The 16,613-nt window shown below is 59.0% G+C and carries 12 protein-coding genes, 2 tRNA genes and 1 pseudogene; 3 read left to right on the top strand and 12 right to left on the bottom strand.

Annotation, left to right across the window (positions count from 1 at the left end; all coding sequences use genetic code 11):
* Positions 1-98: 98 nt before the first annotated feature.
* Positions 99-923: pseudogene (locus tag BK662_RS35910) on the top strand (PAS domain-containing protein); the annotation flags it as partial.
* Entirely contained in the window at positions 900-1,463 is a 564-nt protein-coding gene (locus BK662_RS35905) for a methyl-accepting chemotaxis protein (RefSeq protein WP_259695934.1), read from the top strand. The pseudogene BK662_RS35910 and the gene BK662_RS35905, both read left to right, overlap by 24 nt.
* Before the next feature lie 129 nt (positions 1,464-1,592).
* Here the strand turns inward: BK662_RS35905 and ggt are convergent, their stop codons facing one another.
* The 3 genes from ggt to BK662_RS18500 all read right to left on the bottom strand — a co-directional run bounded on the left by ggt (position 1,593) and on the right by BK662_RS18500 (position 5,838).
* Positions 1,593-3,437, bottom strand: coding sequence for a gamma-glutamyltransferase (gene ggt / locus BK662_RS18510; RefSeq protein ID WP_123359236.1), 1,845 nt, complete (start codon positions 3,435-3,437; stop codon positions 1,593-1,595).
* Positions 3,438-3,587: 150 nt separating this feature from the next.
* Positions 3,588-3,664 (bottom strand) — tRNA-Met (locus BK662_RS18505).
* Between the two features lie 116 nt (positions 3,665-3,780).
* Positions 3,781-5,838, bottom strand: a complete 2,058-nt coding sequence (locus tag BK662_RS18500) for a methyl-accepting chemotaxis protein (RefSeq protein ID WP_123359235.1) — start codon at positions 5,836-5,838, stop codon at positions 3,781-3,783.
* A gap of 324 nt (positions 5,839-6,162) precedes the next feature.
* On the opposite strand from BK662_RS18500, the gene BK662_RS18495 reads away from it, so the two are divergent.
* Positions 6,163-7,380 (top strand): MFS transporter, encoded by a 1,218-nt coding sequence (locus BK662_RS18495; protein WP_123359234.1) that lies wholly within the window; start codon positions 6,163-6,165, stop codon positions 7,378-7,380.
* Positions 7,381-7,478: 98 nt separating this feature from the next.
* Here BK662_RS18495 and BK662_RS18490 read toward each other — a convergent pair whose 3' ends face one another.
* The 9 genes from BK662_RS18490 to ispE form a co-directional block, all read right to left on the bottom strand.
* The gene (locus tag BK662_RS18490) at positions 7,479-8,837 is read right to left on the bottom strand and encodes an OprD family outer membrane porin (RefSeq protein ID WP_123359233.1); all 1,359 of its coding nucleotides are present in this window, start codon (positions 8,835-8,837) and stop codon (positions 7,479-7,481) included.
* Positions 8,838-8,918: 81 nt separating this feature from the next.
* A complete protein-coding gene (locus BK662_RS18485; protein ID WP_123359232.1) occupies positions 8,919-10,322 on the bottom strand; it encodes an amidase in 1,404 nt (467 codons plus the stop codon).
* A gap of 64 nt (positions 10,323-10,386) precedes the next feature.
* Positions 10,387-11,700 carry an MFS transporter gene (locus BK662_RS18480; protein WP_123359231.1) on the bottom strand — a complete coding sequence of 438 codons (1,314 nt, stop codon included), beginning with the start codon at positions 11,698-11,700 and terminating at the stop codon, positions 10,387-10,389.
* A gap of 337 nt (positions 11,701-12,037) precedes the next feature.
* Complete coding sequence (ychF, locus tag BK662_RS18475) at positions 12,038-13,138, bottom strand: redox-regulated ATPase YchF (RefSeq protein ID WP_008011955.1); 1,101 nt, start codon at positions 13,136-13,138, stop codon at positions 12,038-12,040.
* A 23-nt stretch (positions 13,139-13,161) separates the two neighbouring features.
* Positions 13,162-13,746: an aminoacyl-tRNA hydrolase gene (gene pth / locus BK662_RS18470; RefSeq protein ID WP_007905795.1), complete on the bottom strand. Its 585-nt coding sequence runs from the start codon at positions 13,744-13,746 to the stop codon at positions 13,162-13,164.
* 169 nt (positions 13,747-13,915) lie between these two features.
* Positions 13,916-14,518: a 50S ribosomal protein L25/general stress protein Ctc gene (locus BK662_RS18465; protein WP_123359230.1), complete on the bottom strand. Its 603-nt coding sequence runs from the start codon at positions 14,516-14,518 to the stop codon at positions 13,916-13,918.
* A 143-nt stretch (positions 14,519-14,661) separates the two neighbouring features.
* Entirely contained in the window at positions 14,662-15,603 is a 942-nt protein-coding gene (locus BK662_RS18460; protein WP_003171603.1) for a ribose-phosphate pyrophosphokinase, read from the bottom strand.
* 46 nt (positions 15,604-15,649) lie between these two features.
* Positions 15,650-15,724, bottom strand: a tRNA-Gln gene (locus BK662_RS18455).
* A 37-nt stretch (positions 15,725-15,761) separates the two neighbouring features.
* Positions 15,762-16,613 (bottom strand): 4-(cytidine 5'-diphospho)-2-C-methyl-D-erythritol kinase, encoded by an 852-nt coding sequence (gene ispE / locus BK662_RS18450; protein WP_123359251.1) that lies wholly within the window; start codon positions 16,611-16,613, stop codon positions 15,762-15,764.

Below are 16,613 nucleotides of genomic sequence, written 5' to 3'. Positions count from 1 at the left end.
TCACCGATGTTCTGCGTAGTGAAAGGCGCGGTGTTCGTGTCGCGACTATTTTTGTAGGACAAACCTGAAACACTCTTCAGAAAATATTCCCAAGGCCGATGGCTAAGCTGTATGCCGCTTTCTATCCCTGTCCATCGGTGCTTCCCATGTTCAACAAACGCTTGAAGCAGGAGCTGTCGGCTCTTCGCGAAGAACTCTCCAGCCTTCAGCAAGTCAAGGAGAGCCTGGACAGCGAGATGCTCGCCCTGACCCTTGATTCCGATGGCAGGATTCAATCGGCCAACCAGAATTTCATGGGCGAGATGCTCTACAAGGGCAACGATCTGGTCGGGCGGCACATCGAAGACATCGTCCCCGTCCATGTGAAATCGGACGAATTCCACCGCCGCTTCAAGACTGCGCTGACCCGTGGCGAGCACTTTGCCGGCACGGTTCGTTTATTGCGGGGCAATGGTGCCGAAGCCTGGCTGCGGTCGATCATTCAGCCGGTGCGGTCCTCGGACGGTCGGATCAAACACTTCTCGATTTACTCCAGCGACCTGACCCGCACCATTGAGGCCTCCCGTGAACATGAGAACCTGATCGGCGCGCTGGTGCGCTCGACGGCGGTCATCGAGTTCGATCTCAATGGCAACGTGCTGGCAGCCAACGAACGGTTCCTCAACGGCATGGGTTACAGCCTGGCGCAGATCCAGGGCAAACATCACCGCACTTTCTGCGAGCCAGAGGAATACAACAGCGCCGAATATCAGAACTTCTGGCGCCGCCTGAACGCGGGCGAGTTCGTGGCCGACCGTTTCAAGCGTATCGATAGTCACGGGCGCGTGGTCTGGTTGGAGGCTTCCTACAACCCGGTGGTCGACGCCAACAACAAACTCTACAAAGTGGTGAAATTCGCCATGGTGATTACCGATCAGGTCAATCAGGAGCAGGCCGTCGCCGAAGCGGCCAACATCGCCTATAGCACTTCGCTGCAAACCGACAACAGCGCCCAGCGTGGTACCACCGTGGTGACTCAAGCAGTGGACGTCATGCGTGACTTGGCCAGACACATGCAAACCGCAGGTGAAGGTATCGAAGCGCTGAACGAGCAATCATTGGTGATCGGCACCATCGTCAAAACCATCAGTGGCATCGCCGAACAAACCAACCTGCTGGCGCTCAACGCGGCCATCGAAGCGGCTCGCGCGGGTGAACAAGGTCGAGGTTTTGCCGTGGTGGCTGATGAAGTCCGGCAACTGGCCTCACGCACCAGCCAGGCGACCGATGAGATTGTCGGCGTTGTGCGCCAGAACCAGGACATGGCGCGCAATGCCGTGACCCTGATGACCGATGGCAAACTCCAGGCCGAACAAGGGCTGGCGCTGGCGGCGGAGGCGGGTACGGTGATTGTCGAGATCCGGGACGGGGCGCAGAAAGTGGTGAACGCAGTTGGGCAGTTTGCCAATCAGTTATCGACTTGATGTTATCTGTCCGCCATGAATAGCCCTAAAAAGGTCAGGCCTGCTTTTGCGGCTTGATCAGACTTGGATTCTTCGCCAATAAAAAAGGCCTACCTCCCCGGTAAGCCTTTTCTTATTCCTGCGTACGACTCAATCCCCCAGCGCTTCCCCCTCGCGTCGCGGGTCAGCCCCGCCGGCCAACACCGCTTTCCCCTGCGCATCCTTGACCCGAACAATCGCCTGAGTCCCGCTGGTCATGTCGATCTCATTCACGCTGTGTCCTTTGTCCTTCAGTGACTGAATCAGCTCTGTGCTGAACTGCCCCTGTTCCAGTTCGGTCGGGCCGTTACGGCTGCCGAAGTTGGGCAGGTTGATGGCCGTTTGCGGGTCGAGGTTCCAGTCGAGCAGGCCGATGGTGGATTTGGCCACGTATTCGATGATCTGCGAGCCACCGGGGGAGCCGACGGTGGCCAGGAACTCGCCGCTCTGGCGGTCGAAGATCAGTGTGGGTGCCATGGACGAACGGGGGCGTTTGCCCGGTTCGACGCGGTTGGCAACTTTTTGCCCGTTCTCTTCGGAGATGAACGAGAAGTCGGTCATCTGGTTGTTGAGCAGAAAACCCTGGACCATCAGGTGCGAGCCAAACGCTGCTTCCACGGTGGTGGTCATGGACACGGCGCCACCTTCGTCATCGACCGCCACCACTTGCGAGGTAGAGATGCGCAGTGGCGAGCGGTCCGGCGCGTAGGCAATCTGAATCCCCGGCGGGGTGCCGGGTTTGGCCTGGCCCATGCTGCGGTCACCAATCAGCGCGGCGCGGCTGGCCAGATAAGTCGGGTCGATCAGACCTTTTACCGGCACGGGTACGAAGTCGGTGTCGGCGACATACTGCGCTCGGTCGGCGTAAGCCAGGCGCTCGGCTTCGGCGATCAGATGCACAGCTTCTGGGGCTGGTTCGATGCCCGCTGGTTTGCTGGTCTTGAGCGGTTTGAGTGATGCCAGGGCAAAGCGCGGGTCGCGGGTTTCCAACGCCTGCAAGGTGCCGAGAATTTGCGCCACGGCGATCCCGCCCGACGACGGTGGTGGCATGCCGCAGACCTGCCAGCGTTTGTAGTCGGTGCAAAGCGGTCCGCGTTCCTTGGCCTTGTAGCCTTGGAGATCGTTCAGCGACAGGCTGCCGGGGTTGGCGTGGCCCTGAACCTTGGCGACGATCTCTTTCGCGATTGGCCCTTTGTACAGGGCGTCGGGACCTTCCTTGGCGATGCGCTTGAACACCGCGGCGAGTGCCGGATTTTTCAGCGGTGTACCGATGGCTTTCGGGCTGCCATCGGTATTCAGGAAGTAGGCGGCCATGTCGGGTGAACGCTGTATGAATGCGTCTGCCGCGATTAACTGATGCAGTCGTGGCGAAATGGCGAAGCCTTGTTCGGCCAGTTTGATGGCGGGCTCGAACAACTTCGCCCACGGCAGGCGACCGTGCTTCTGATGGGCCAGCTCCAGCGCCCGCAACACACCCGGCGTCCCCACCGAGCGCCCGCCGATCTGCGCCTGGGTGAACGGCATCGGTTTGCCGTCTGCTTGCAGGAACAGTTTCTCGGTGGCGCCGGCCGGAGCGGTTTCGCGACCGTCATAAGTACGCACAGCCTTGCCATCCCACAGCACAATCAACGCGCCACCGCCGATACCCGACGATTGCGGCTCGACCAGCGTCAACACCGCTTGCATGGCAATGGCCGCATCAATCGCCGAGCCACCCTCACGCAGCATCTCTCGCCCGGCTTCGGCTGCCAGCGGGTTGGCGGCTGCGGCCATGTGTTTCGAGGCGTGCCGGGTCTGCAGGTCGATGCGATAACCGGAGGCGCTTTCCGGCGCGACCGGCAGGGTAGAGATTGGCGGCGAAGTGGGCGGGGCGTTGCAGGCGACGAGGGTTAAAGCGGTGGCGATCAGCGAAAAGGCTGACAGGCGATAGCGGCTCAAGTGGAAGGCTGAGAACACGCGGAGCACTCCGTCCATGGGATAAAAGGTCCGGGGACTTTATCGACCTGAGGGGAGCGACGCAAATCAGGTCCGCGGTCTTGAAACGAATACCACTTTTCTCGAGGCATAAAAAAACGGCCTACCTTTCGGTAAGCCGTTTTTAGTACTTGGTGGCTACACAGGGACTTGAACCCCGGACCCCAGCATTATGAATGCTATGCTCTAACCAACTGAGCTATGTAGCCAAGTGGCGCGCATTATTCACCTGGAACGAAGATGCGTCAAGCGTAAATTTAAAATATTTCTCCACACTTTCAACCGCTTATCCCGCTGACCCGAAAAATCGGGTCAGGGGAGGGCATCAACCGAGCTGAAATCTTCCGGTATTCGCACTCAAGGCCTTGCTGCCCTGACTCAAGGTGTCCGCCGCGAGGTTCACCGCCCGTGCGCCTTCAAGCAAGCGTACGGCCGCCTGATCGACTTGCTGGATGTTGCCGCTGACTTCATCGGCGGTGCTCGCTTGCTCTTCGACAGCGGTGGCGATCTGCGCCAGGGTATCGGTGACGCTCTGTACCGCGCTGGCGATTTCCCCCAGGCGCTCGCCGAGACCAGTGACGGCTAGCGCATCCGATTGTGCCTGGCCGCAGGCGGCTTCCATCAGGCTTACCGCTTCGCTGACGGTGCTGCGCAGGCTGTCGACGGTGCCGGCGATTTGCGCGGTGGAGGACTGGGTGCGTTGCGACAGGCTGCGCACTTCATCGGCCACCACCGCAAAACCGCGACCTTGCTCACCGGCCCGTGCGGCCTCGATGGCGGCGTTGAGGGCCAGCAGGTTGGTCTGTTCGGCCACGCCGCGAATGGTATCGACCACCAATTGAATCTGCTGCCCCTGCTCGCTGACCCGACCCAGTGCCGCGGCGGTGTCATTCAAACGCTGATTGAGCTGCTGAATGCTCGCTGTCGTGCGTTGACTGTCGCGGCTACTGTCGGCGGCGATGCGCTGGGTATGTTGAGCGCTGCCTGAGGCCTGTTCGCAGCTCTGAGCGACACCTTGAGAGGTGGCCGCCAGTTGCGTGGCTGCAGCGGCGATCTGGCTGATTTGCAACTGCTGAGCCTCGACTTCGCCGAGGGCGCCGCTGGAGTGGTCGTTGAGGGTGCGCACCGCGTTGCTCAGTTGCAAGGTTTCGTGATCGACCCCCAGCAGGCTGTTGCGCAATTGCACTACCGCGACATTCAGGGCCGTGCTGATCGCCGCCAGTTCGTCGCGGCCTTGCACCGGCACTTGCAGGCTCAGGTTGCCGTCACGCAATGCTTCGGCCAACAGCGTGATGCCGCTGGCGCTGCGACGGATCGAGGCCTGCAAACAGATGAACAGGTACAGCGCGGCCAATAGCAGGCAGCCAAAAACTGTCGCCACCAGGATGAATTGGCGGATGGCTGAGCCATGGTAGTAATCCAGCCGCTGATCCAGCGAAACCAACGATTGCTGGCGCAGTGAGGCGAGGTCGCCGAGGAGGGCGTCGAGACTGCGTTCAAAGTCTTCCGGCTTGAGGTTGATGCTACCGCCGAAGACGCCTTCGTCCAGCACTTTCAAACTGGCGTCCAGGTGCTTGAGGCTGTCGTGGTATTGCCCGGCCCAGATTTGCAAGGCGCTGGGCAGACGCGCTTCCAGCAGGCCAGCCGTTTTAACAAGCTGCTCCCGGGCATCGCCGATGCGGCTGCGCAAGTCCCGCAGTTGCAGGCGGCTTTGCAGGGTGAACTGCCCGGACACCACCGACGCCTGGCCGACCGCGGCGAGGCGTCCGACCCGTTCGATCAGGTCCGGCGCGTGTTGAGTGGAAATCTGCGTCAGCAACCAGGTTTCCAGCCATGGCGCGAGGGTCAGGCGATTGTCCATGGCGATTTGTTCGCGCAAGGCTTGCAGAGCACTCAAGGCATTGGTGAAGCGATCGTAACCGTCCGGCCACCAACCGACACTGCTCAGGCTTTTCGAGTCCAGGCCGGTGAGCGCGGTTTGCAGGGCCTGATAGCGGGTGAGGATTTGGCCCTCGGCGCCTTCGGTTTTCAGGGCATTGCCCAGGTCCGTGGTGGCTTGGGCGACGGCCGGCTGAACCGTGTCGAACGCTGCCATCGCCGCGATGGTTGCGGGGGTCGGCTGGCGATTGGTTTCGGTGGCGCGCCAACGAGCGGCGCGGTCACGCTGGGCGGCGAGCAGATTGTCGAGCGCATCCAGGGCAAGCAATTGACGAACCCCGGCGCGCTCGCCCGAGATCAGATTCAACTTGTCACGATAATCCTGACCGATCATCCACAGACTGCCTGCGAGTGGCAGGATAAACAGCAGAAACAGCAGCTGAAATTTGCGCGCGAAGCCAAAACGCCCCAGCAGCCCGATCCCCGGTGATAAAAAAGCCTGCATGCCCCATGACTCCTCTGGACACCACGCGCCATTGGCGTGCGTCGAGGTCATTGCGACCGCGACTTGTGCCCTTCTAAAAGGCCTCGAAAGTTCACCTAGGTCCGCTCTGTAGGCCGACTCTGTAGCGAAACTTCCCATTCTCGGTTCCCTTTGTAAGGGGCCGCGTTGAAGCGAATAAACAAGGCAAGATTCAGACCATGGCGTTGCGCTATCACCTTCTTTTTTTGAAGTCGTTAGCAGGCTAAGGGGATGGCGCAACTGCACCGAAAAATGGCACATTGAGCGGCCTGCCAGTGCGCACCCATCCGCAGTACGGAAACTCTCATGGCTATCAGCAACACTCAGTCCGCCGTTACGTCGGCGCCGGCCACTTCACAAAGCAGTCCGCTGGTCATGCGCATCATCGGCGCGGTGGCGCTGGCGCATTTGATCAACGACTTGATTCAGGCGGTATTGCCGTCGATCTATCCGATGCTCAAGGCCAGCTATGGCCTGACCTTCACCCAGATCGGCCTGATCACTCTGACTTTTCAACTGACGGCCTCGCTGTTGCAGCCATGGGTCGGTTACCACACTGATCGTCATCCAAAACCCTGGCTGTTGCCGGCCGGTACTGTCTGCACATTGATCGGCATTCTGATGATGTCTGTGGTCGGTAGCTTCCCGATGATTCTGCTGGCGGCGGGGTTGATCGGTGTCGGCTCATCGACCTTTCACCCGGAAGCTTCTCGTGTGGCGCGACTAGCCTCGGGTGGGCGCTTCGGCCTGGCGCAGTCGACGTTTCAGGTCGGCGGTAATGCGGGCTCGGCTTTCGGGCCGTTGCTGGCGGCGGCGATCATCATTCCCTACGGTCAGGGGCATGTGGCCTGGTTCGGATTGTTCGCGCTGTTTGCGCTGTTCGTGCTGTATCGGATCAGCCGTTGGTACGCCAACCATCTGAACCTGTTCAAGCTCAAACAAGGTCAGGCTGCGACTCACGGCTTGTCGAAAGGCCGGGTGATCAGCGCACTGGTGGTACTCGGGTTGCTGGTGTTCTCCAAGTATTTCTACATGGCCAGCCTCACCAGTTACTTCACGTTCTATCTGATTGAAAAATTCGACTTGTCGGTGGCCAGTTCGCAGCTGCACCTGTTCCTGTTTCTCGGCGCAGTAGCGGCGGGGACCTTCTTCGGCGGGCCGATCGGCGACAAGATCGGGCGCAAGGCGGTGATCTGGTTCTCGATCCTTGGCGTCGCACCGTTCACCCTGATGCTGCCCCACGTCGATCTGTTCTGGACCAGCGTCCTGAGCGTGGTGATTGGTTTCATCCTGGCTTCGGCGTTCTCGGCCATTGTGGTGTATGCGCAAGAACTGGTGCCGGGGAATGTCGGGATGATTGCCGGGGTGTTCTTCGGCCTGATGTTCGGCTTCGGCGGGATTGGCGCGGCGTTGCTCGGGCATCTGGCGGATGTCCACGGCATCGAGTATGTGTATTTCCTGTGTTCGTTCTTGCCGCTGTTTGGGGTGTTGGCGATCTTTCTGCCAAGAACCAAAAAAGTTTGAACCAACACCCCGCGACTGTGGGAACCGGCGAGCTCGCTAAACTTCCACAGTGTTTCGCAAGTGGGGCCGATGATTCTGTTCGGCCCAAAAAGCCCGCCTCAAAAAATCCACATCGGCAGATTCGCCACCAGGCGAACCTCGTCGTAGCTACCGTCGATCTGCCCGCCCGTGGCCCGATGGTTGTAGACGATAGTGCGAAACACCGCGTTTTTCAGTGCGCCGGATTGCACCACGTACGCCACCATTAAACCGTTCTCATCGTGTTTGGCATTGTCCAGACCCCGCACGTTGTAACCGGTATTGCGCCCGTTACGGTCGCCGCTGTAATGGGTGCCGTCGATGTCCCAGCCCTTTGCGTGCCACAGACTGGTAGTCAGGCCCGGTACCCCGAAGGACGCCAGATCCAGGTCGTAGCGCAGTTGCCAGGACTTCTCGTTCGGGCCGTTGTAGTCCGAGTACAACGAGTTGGCCATGTAATTGCCCGTGGACTCCCAGACGTAATCGAAATACTCGTCGCCAAACACCTGCTGCCAGGCCAGAGTCAGGCTGTGGGCCTGATGCGATGCGGTGAACGCCAGGCTGAAGGCGTCATTGTCGATGTAGCCCAGGCGCTGCTCGCCCTGGTCCTCGGTGTGGTAGTAATTCAGTGCAGTCTTGAGCGCAATCTCGCGTCGATCCCCGATCAACTGGGTCAATCCCAGATAGGTCTGCTGCCACATGTCCTCGAAGCGTGAGGTGTAGAGGCTGACGTCCAGACCGTAAGGGGTTTTGGCCACTCCTCCGAGGTAGGAAATACGCGACCCCGAATACGCCCGGTTACCGAAGGTGGTGGTGAGTTTTTCGCTGCCGGTACCGGTACGAGGAATCGCCCGTTCGAAGCTGCCTGCCTGCAATGACAGCCAATCGAGTTCGTTGCTGAACAGGCCTACGCCCTGAAAGCTCGAGGGCAGGGCGCGATTATCCTTGTAGCGCAGAATAGGGTTGTCGGTGAGCAAGCGCCCGGCCTTTATTTCAGTACTGGAAAAACGCAACCGCAGATCACCGACCCCCAATCGGCTCCAGGTCGGCACCGCATCGCCGTCGCTATCAACCAGCACTCGATCGCCGCCATTGGCGACACGCCCATGTCCTCGCTCCAGATTGACAGCACTGAACAATGAGGCGTCCAGCCCGAAGCCGATCGGCCCCTGGGTATATCCGGAGCTGTAGTTGAGCATCGCGGTCTGCACCCAGGTTTCACGGATGCGGGTCCGCTCCAGGCCATCGGCTTTCTTGATCCTCAGATAGGTAGAACGTCGGGTGTGCTGGTTGGCATAGTAATGGCGCAAGTTCAGCCCCAAATGGCTGCCGTCGATAAATCCCGGAGCCTCGTCTTGCGTGGTCACCGCTTCGCCCGCGGTGGCAAGCAAAGGGCTGCCGACGGCTACGCCGGCCATCAGAAGTACACGAAAATCCATTTCGATAAATCTCTAGGGGAAAAAGCCAGACGCAAACTGCCAGTCCAGGCACCGTTTACGGCGAGGGCGATAAAAAAGGTTTCAGTGATACGGCGGTTTGGGCCAGTGCCGAATCGTGCCGCGCCAGTTTTCATAGGCTTTGCCGAGCTGAAGCAACCACTGGTCAGCGAAGCGTGGGGCGATCATCTGCAGACCGATCGGCATGCCTTGGTCGGTAAAGCCGCAGTTGATCGACAGCGCCGGCTGCTCGCCCATGTTCCAGGGTACGGTAAAGACGATGTGCTCGAACGGCAGGCGCGGGTCATTGGTGGGCGAAGCCCATTCAGCCGCAAAGGCACTGACCTGGTTCGTCGGCGACAACACCAGGTCGACATCATGAAAGACTTCGGCTGCCCGGCGTCGGATTTCGAACGTCTGGTTGAACCCCTCGACCGCCTGCACGGCGGTCAGGCTCTCGGCCGCCGCCGCCCAGTCGCGTATGTAGGGCAAGACTTGATCGAACCGCTCGGGGCTCAGGGCCTGCAACTGACTCCACTGCCGCGCCTGCCAGAAATGATCCAGGCCCTGGAGTACGGCGCGATCCATCAGTGGCTTGATATGACGTATCTGGGCGCCTTGGCTTTCGAATAGGCGTGCCGCTTCCCGAACCGCCGAGCACGTCTGTTCGTCCGGTTGAATGCCACAGCCGGGGTCGAGCATCAGACCGATTTTCAGCCCTTGGACCGACAACCGTCCCAGTCCCCAATCACCTTTTTCCGGTAGCAGGCTGGTGGCGTCCCGCGTATCGGGATGGGACAGGTAGCGCATCATCAGTGCGCAGTCGTCCATGGTGCGGGTCATGGGCCCGGCACAGCGGCCGGTGTAATACGGGTCGATGGGGATGCGCCCGAGTGTCGGCTTGAACCCCACCAGGGCGCACCAGGCAGCGGGCAAACGGACCGAACCGCCAATGTCGGTGCCGACATGCAATGGACCATAGCCGGCCGCTGCCGCCGCAGCAGCACCGGCACTGGAGCCTCCAGGATTGTTCGCCAGATTCCAGGGATTGCGTGTTACGCCGTGGAAACTCGACAGCCCTGATGACAACATGCCGTAGTCCGGCACCGTTGTCTTGCCCAGGACAATCGCCCCCGCCTCACGCATCCGCGCCGCCGGTGGCGCGTCGACGGTGGCCGGGGTCAACTCGGTAGCGGCGCAGCCCAGGGGAATGCAGTCGCCTTGCGTCGCTATCAACTCCTTGAGCGTCACGGGCAGGCCGTCGAGCAGGCCTCGGCGCTGGCCCCGGCTCCAGCGCCCGCTGGCAGCGGCCGCCTGGTCCCGGACCCGTTGCGGGTCAAAGGCGTACAACGCGTTAATGTGGGGTTCCCAGCGCTCGATATGGGCCAGTAAATGGTCGTAGTACTCCAGCGGCGACAGCTCCTTGCTGGCGAACAACACCAACAGTTGCACCGCTGATAGATCGTGCAAATCATTGACGCAGCTCATGCCGATAGCCGTCCTTTGATATTCAGGGGCAAGCGCCGCGACCAGCGGCGCGAAAGGGCCAGGCTCAGGCGCCCGTAGTCACCGAAACGTCAGCCGAGGACGATGAGCGAAAACCGTAGAACCATGCCATGAGGGCCCCAACGGTACCCATGATTACGCAATAGCCTACGCAGACCCAAGGGCTCCACGGCATCAGCCCGATCAGCAGCAGCGGCGTGGTACTGGCCCAGAGTGCGTAGGCAATATTGTAGGTAAAGGAGATGCCGGACACCCGGATCCGAGCCGGAAACAACCCCACCATTACCGAGGGCACCGCGCCCACCACGCCGCAGGTCAGGCCGGCCACAGCGTAGGTCACGCTGATCCAGTAGCCGCCACTGATCAGGCTGGCGTAAAGCGCCGCCGTCCCTACTGGCAGCAGCAGGCTATAAACCAGCACCGCGCGCCAGGCGCCGATCCGGTCAACCAGTAATCCCGCCAGCACACAGCCAATATTCAGGAACACAATGCCCAGGCTGCTCAGCGCGAACGTATGGCTGGCACTCATGCCGAAGCTTTTCTGCATGACGGTCGGGGTAATCACCACCAGCACCACAACCGCCGACGTCAGCACACAGGTCAAAAGCATCGCAGGCATGATGGACTTGCGGTGATCGCGCAATACCGTTCGCAATGGCAGCTCCGCATCCATTTCACGTCGCGCCTGCAAGGCCATGAACACCGGCGTTTCGCTCAGCCAGCGCCGTAGCCAGACCCCAATCACTCCGAAGACACCGCCGAGCAGGAAGGGGAAACGCCAGGCGAAGTCGAGGATCTCGGCGGGGCTATAGATCCGCGCCAGGAGAGTCGCGGTCAGTGCCCCCAGCAAATAGCCGAACGTCAATCCTGCCTGCAATACACCCAGGGCATAGCCACGATGCCCGACCGGGGCATGCTCGGCCACGAACACCCAGGCGCTCGGCACTTCGCCACCCACCGCGGCACCTTGCAGCACCCGCAACAGCAGCAGGATCAAGGGGGCCCAGTAACCGATCTGTTCATAGGTCGGCATGATCCCGATCAGCAGGCAGGGCAAGGCCATCATCAGAATGCTCAGACTGAACACCCGCTTGCGCCCCACTCGATCAGCGAAGTGCGCCATCAGGATTCCGCCCAGCGGGCGTGCCAGATAGCCGGTGACGAAAATCCCGAAGCTTTGCAGCAAACGCAGCCACTCAGGCATCTCTGGCGGAAAGAACAACTGGCTGAGAGTCAGGGCGAAGAAAACAAAGATGATGAAGTCGTAGATTTCCAGTGCGCCACCCAGCGCCGCCAGACCCAGGGTCTTGTAGTCAGACCGGGAAAAGCGACCGGGTTGTGGATAAATATGGGCAGTCATAAAGGGACTCTAAGCAGGTATTCATGAACATTCGCGACTGAAACAGCATTCGAAACCAAACCCTAAAACAGGCCATGTCGTTCAAACAATGCCGTCAGGTATATAAGTCGGCAATGGTCCATCCAATTACCGGCCAGGACAACCAGACAATGCATCTGCGTTGCTTTTTAGCGCAGATCTGTACCTCGAGTTTTCTTGCGTTTAACCAATAATCGGGCACTGTCCAGGGTCGGTAGTAACGATGAGGGGAGATCCCAAGACGCAAAAAATCCCCGTATCAGCAAGTGATTACGGGGATTTTGAGTTTACCGAGGTCCGTGTAAATCCACGGTCACCGTTAGACGTTGAAACGGAAGTGCATCACGTCGCCGTCTTTAACGATGTAGTCCTTGCCTTCCAGGCGCCATTTACCGGCTTCTTTGGTGCCGGCTTCGCCTTTGTACTGAATGAAATCGTCGTAAGCGATGACTTCGGCGCGGATGAAGCCTTTTTCGAAGTCGGTGTGGATCACGCCGGCGGCTTGTGGCGCGGTGGCACCGACGCGGACGGTCCAGGCGCGGACTTCTTCGACACCGGCGGTGAAGTAGGTCTGCAGGTGCAGCATTTCGTAGCCAGCGCGGATCACGCGGTTCAGGCCAGGTTCTTCTAGCCCTAAGGCTTCGAGGAACATGTCTTTCTCTTCACCGTCTTCCAGTTCGGCGATTTCGGCTTCGATCTTGTTGCAGACCGGAACCACCATGGCGCCTTCTTCTTCGGCGATGGCTTTGACGATGTCCAGCAGCGGGTTGTTCTCGAAACCGTCTTCAGCGACGTTGGCGATGTACATGACCGGCTTGGTGGTCAGCAGATGGAAGCCACGAATCACCGCTTTGTCGTCGGCGCCCATGTTCTTCATCAGCGTGCGCGCTGGCTTGCCGAGGGTGAAGTGAGCGATCAGTTGTTCCAGCAGGCCTTTCTGGACCACGGCATCCTTGTCACCACCCTTGGCGTTGCGGGCAACTTTCTGCAGTTGCTTCTCGCAGCTGTCGAGGTCGGCGAAGATCAGTTCCAGGTCGATGATCTCGATGTCGCGTTTCGGGTCGACGCTGTTGGAGACGTGAATCACGTTCTCGTCTTCAAAGCAGCGGACCACGTGGGCGATGGCATCGGTCTCGCGGATGTTGGCGAGGAATTTGTTGCCCAGGCCTTCACCTTTCGAGGCACCGGCAACCAGGCCGGCGATGTCGACGAATTCCATGGTGGTCGGCAGGATGCGCTTTGGATTGACGATGGCCGCCAGGGCTTCCAGACGCGGATCCGGCATCGGCACGATACCGGTATTCGGCTCGATGGTGCAGAAGGGGAAGTTCTCGGCCGCGATCCCGGATTTGGTCAGGGCGTTGAACAGGGTGGACTTGCCGACGTTAGGCAGGCCGACGATGCCGCAATTGAATCCCATGGTATTTCCCCGAGGAGTTAGAGTCAGGCCTTCTGGCTGTGCAGGTTTTTCATCGCGCGGTTCCATTCACCGGCGAGGATATCCGGCAGCACGCCGAGGGCAAAGTCGATGCTGGCATCGAGTTTTTCCTGTTCGGCGCGTGGCGCACGACCCAGGACGAAATTTGAAACCATACTGGCAACGCCCGGGTGGCCAATGCCAAGCCGCAAGCGGTGAAAGGTATTCTGATTGCCCAGTTGCGCGATGATGTCGCGCAACCCGTTGTGACCGCCATGACCGCCGCCCTGTTTGAGCTTGGCAACGCCCGGAGGCAGGTCGAGTTCGTCATGCGCCACCAGGATTTCTTCAGGCTTGATGCGGAAGAAGCCGGCAAGTGCCGCGACGGCCTGGCCGCTGCGGTTCATGTAGGTGGTGGGAATCAGCAGACGAACATCCTGACCCTGATGCGAATAGCGCCCGGTCAGGCCGAAATATTTGCGATCGGCCACAAGGTTGACACCCTGCGCGTGCGCGATGCGCTCAACAAAAAGGGCCCCTGCGTTATGCCGGGTCTGTTCGTATTCAGCGCCTGGATTTCCCAGGCCAACGATCAGTTTGATGGCAGTCACGATAGGGGCCCTTCCTTGAAGTGGTGGATAACATCACCGCCATCAGGGAGTGCGGCGAAAGTGGACGACAAGTGCTCATTTACCATTATGTAAACTCCGCGTTCTCGCCCGCTTTCTCGCTACGCTCTAGTCCGCGATGTTTCCGGTCACTCCGACGTACAGAGTGAAATTACTCTGCAGCGCCTTCTTCAGTAGCTTCTGGAGCAACACGTGGAGCGTGAACGTTGGCAACAGCCAGGTCGTTACCGTGAGCCAGAGCAACAAACTCAACGCCTTTAGGGGCTTTGAGGTCAGACAGGTGAATGATCGCGCCGACTTCGGCATCAGCCAGGTCAACTTCGATGAATTCAGGCAGGTCTTTCGGCAGGCACGAAACTTCGATTTCAGAAACAACGTGCGAAATTTCGCCGCCTTTCTTGATCGGAGCAGCTTCGCCAACGAAGTGTACAGGTACGATAGCGGTCAGTTTCTGGCCAGCTACTACGCGTACGAAGTCAGCGTGCATCACGTGGCCTTTGGCCGGGTGACGCTGCAGAGCTTTGATGATTACGTTTTGCTTGGTGCCGCCAACGTTCAGCTCGATGATGTGGCTGTAAGCCGCTTCGTTTTCGAGCAGTTTGGCAACTTCTTTAGCCAGCATGCTGATGGATTCAGGGGCTTTGTCGCCACCGTAAACTACAGCTGGAACCAGGCTTGCGAGACGACGCAGGCGGCGGCTCGCACCTTTCCCCAGGTCGGAACGCACTTCAGCATTCAGAGTAAAATCGTTCATGTTGTATCTCCAAAATAACCACATTCGCCCCAGCGTTTGCGACCAGCGCTTAAAGGCGATATGGGCAAAAAAGCCCCGCCCCGACAGGAATGCCGGGGCGGGGCGCTTTTCGTCAACGAGATGTAATGAGAAGGGCAGGGCCCTTAACGGAACATCGCGCTGATCGATTCTTCATTGCTGATGCGGCGGACCGCCTCGGCAACTACCGGTGCGATATCCAGTTGACGGATACGCGCACAGGCTTGTGCTGCAGCGGACAGCGGGATGGTGTTGGTCACCACCAGCTCGTCCAGCACGGAATTTTCAATGTTTTCGATCGCCCGACCCGACAGCACAGGGTGCGTGCAGTAGGCGAAAACCTTGGCAGCGCCATGCTCTTTCAGGGCCTTGGCCGCGTGGCACAGAGTGCCGGCGGTATCGACCATGTCATCGACCAGAATACAGGTACGCCCTTCGACATCACCGATGATATGCATCACTTCAGAGTGATTGGCTTTCTCACGGCGTTTGTCGATGATCCCGAGATCCACGCCCAGGGATTTGGCAACAGCCCGTGCACGCACGACGCCGCCAATGTCCGGAGACACGATCATCAGGTTTTCGAAGCGCTGATCTTCAATGTCATCCACCAGTACCGGGGAGCCGTAGATGTTATCTACCGGAATATCGAAGAAGCCCTGAATCTGGTCAGCATGCAGATCAACCGTGAGGACACGGTCGATGCCGACTACGGTAAGCATGTCAGCAACGACTTTCGCGCTGATAGCCACACGTGCGGAACGCGGACGGCGATCCTGACGGGCATAACCAAAGTAAGGAATAACAGCAGTGATACGAGTAGCCGAGGAGCGGCGGAAGGCATCAGCCATCACAACCAGTTCCATCAGGTTATCGTTGGTCGGAGCGCAAGTCGGCTGAATAATGAAAACGTCTTTACCGCGAACGTTTTCATTGATCTCGGCAGTAATTTCGCCGTCGGAGAACTTACCGACAGAGATGTCACCGAGAGGGATATGCAGCTGACGTACAACACGCCGAGCCAGATCGGGGTTAGCGTTCCCCGTAAAGACCATCATCTTGGACACGCGCAGTACCTGAAGGCTGAGGGTAACCTGGATGAGTATAGGAAAATGGCAGGGGCGGCTGGATTCGAACCAACGCATGGCAGGATCAAAACCTGCTGCCTTACCGCTTGGCGACGCCCCTGTATCTGTTGCAACGAGTACCCAGTACTCGATTCCTTTTAGAGCAGACTTTGCAGCTTGCGATGCAACATCGAAATGTTGCTTCCTTTTGCTACAAACCCTGTAAGGGTCTCTGTCAGAAGGGCCGAGACTTTATCAGCTTCAGCTTTGCTTGGGAAGCCCCCAAACACACAACTTCCAGTTCCGGTGAGTTTTGCTTCGGTAAATTTACCTAACAAATTCAATGCGTTACGTACATCTGGATAACGCCTTGCTACCACCGGCAAGCAGTCATTTCGACTGTTTCCCTTGGGAACGGGGCGCACTTTAATGGGAGGAGTGTTACGTGTCAACAGTGGATCTGAAAAAATTTCTGCTGTACTTACAGATACTTGCGGCACCAGCACGAGATACCACGGTTCTTCGGGCTCTACAGGGGTGAGTTTCTCCCCCACGCCCTCGGCAAAAGCCGCGTGGCCACGCACGAAAACCGGGACGTCGGCGCCAAGCGTAAGGCCCAGTGCAGCCAGCCGATCCTCATCCCAACCCAGTTGCCAAAGATGATTGAGGCCCAGCAATGTGGTCGCCGCATTCGAACTGCCGCCACCGATTCCACCGCCCATGGGCAGGATTTTTTCGATCCAGATGTCGATACCCAGCGAACAACCGGATTGTTCCTGAAGTTTTTTTGCGGCTTTGACGATCAGGTTGCTGTCGTGAGGGACATCGGCGAATTCGGTGTGCAACCGAATCACGCCATCGTCGCGAACGGCGAAGGTGATTTCATCGCCGTAATCGAGGAACTGAAAAATCGTCTGCAATTCGTGGTAACCGTCTTCACGGCGACCGAGGATGTGCAGCATCAGGTTGAGCTTGGCAGGCGAGGGCAATGTCAGGCGTGGCGCTGTCAT

The sequence above is a fragment of the Pseudomonas frederiksbergensis genome (genome assembly GCF_003732275.1).
GTDB lineage: Bacteria > Pseudomonadota > Gammaproteobacteria > Pseudomonadales > Pseudomonadaceae > Aquipseudomonas > Aquipseudomonas frederiksbergensis_H.
Note: the sequence above shows the minus strand (reverse complement) of the source record. Positions and strands in the feature narration are given on the sequence as shown.

Coding starts and splice junctions, on each gene's coding strand:
- BK662_RS35905 (WP_259695934.1), top strand. CDS start 900: ATGGTGATTACCGATCAGGTCAATCAGGAGCAGGCCGTCGCCGAAGCG.
- BK662_RS18500 (WP_123359235.1), bottom strand. CDS start 5,838: ATGCAGGCTTTTTTATCACCGGGGATCGGGCTGCTGGGGCGTTTTGGC.
- BK662_RS18495 (WP_123359234.1), top strand. CDS start 6,163: ATGGCTATCAGCAACACTCAGTCCGCCGTTACGTCGGCGCCGGCCACT.
- BK662_RS18490 (WP_123359233.1), bottom strand. CDS start 8,837: ATGGATTTTCGTGTACTTCTGATGGCCGGCGTAGCCGTCGGCAGCCCT.
- BK662_RS18485 (WP_123359232.1), bottom strand. CDS start 10,322: ATGAGCTGCGTCAATGATTTGCACGATCTATCAGCGGTGCAACTGTTG.
- BK662_RS18480 (WP_123359231.1), bottom strand. CDS start 11,700: ATGACTGCCCATATTTATCCACAACCCGGTCGCTTTTCCCGGTCTGAC.
- ychF (WP_008011955.1), bottom strand. CDS start 13,138: ATGGGATTCAATTGCGGCATCGTCGGCCTGCCTAACGTCGGCAAGTCC.
- BK662_RS18465 (WP_123359230.1), bottom strand. CDS start 14,518: ATGAACGATTTTACTCTGAATGCTGAAGTGCGTTCCGACCTGGGGAAA.
- ispE (WP_123359251.1), bottom strand. CDS start 16,613: ATGACAGCGCCACGCCTGACATTGCCCTCGCCTGCCAAGCTCAACCTG.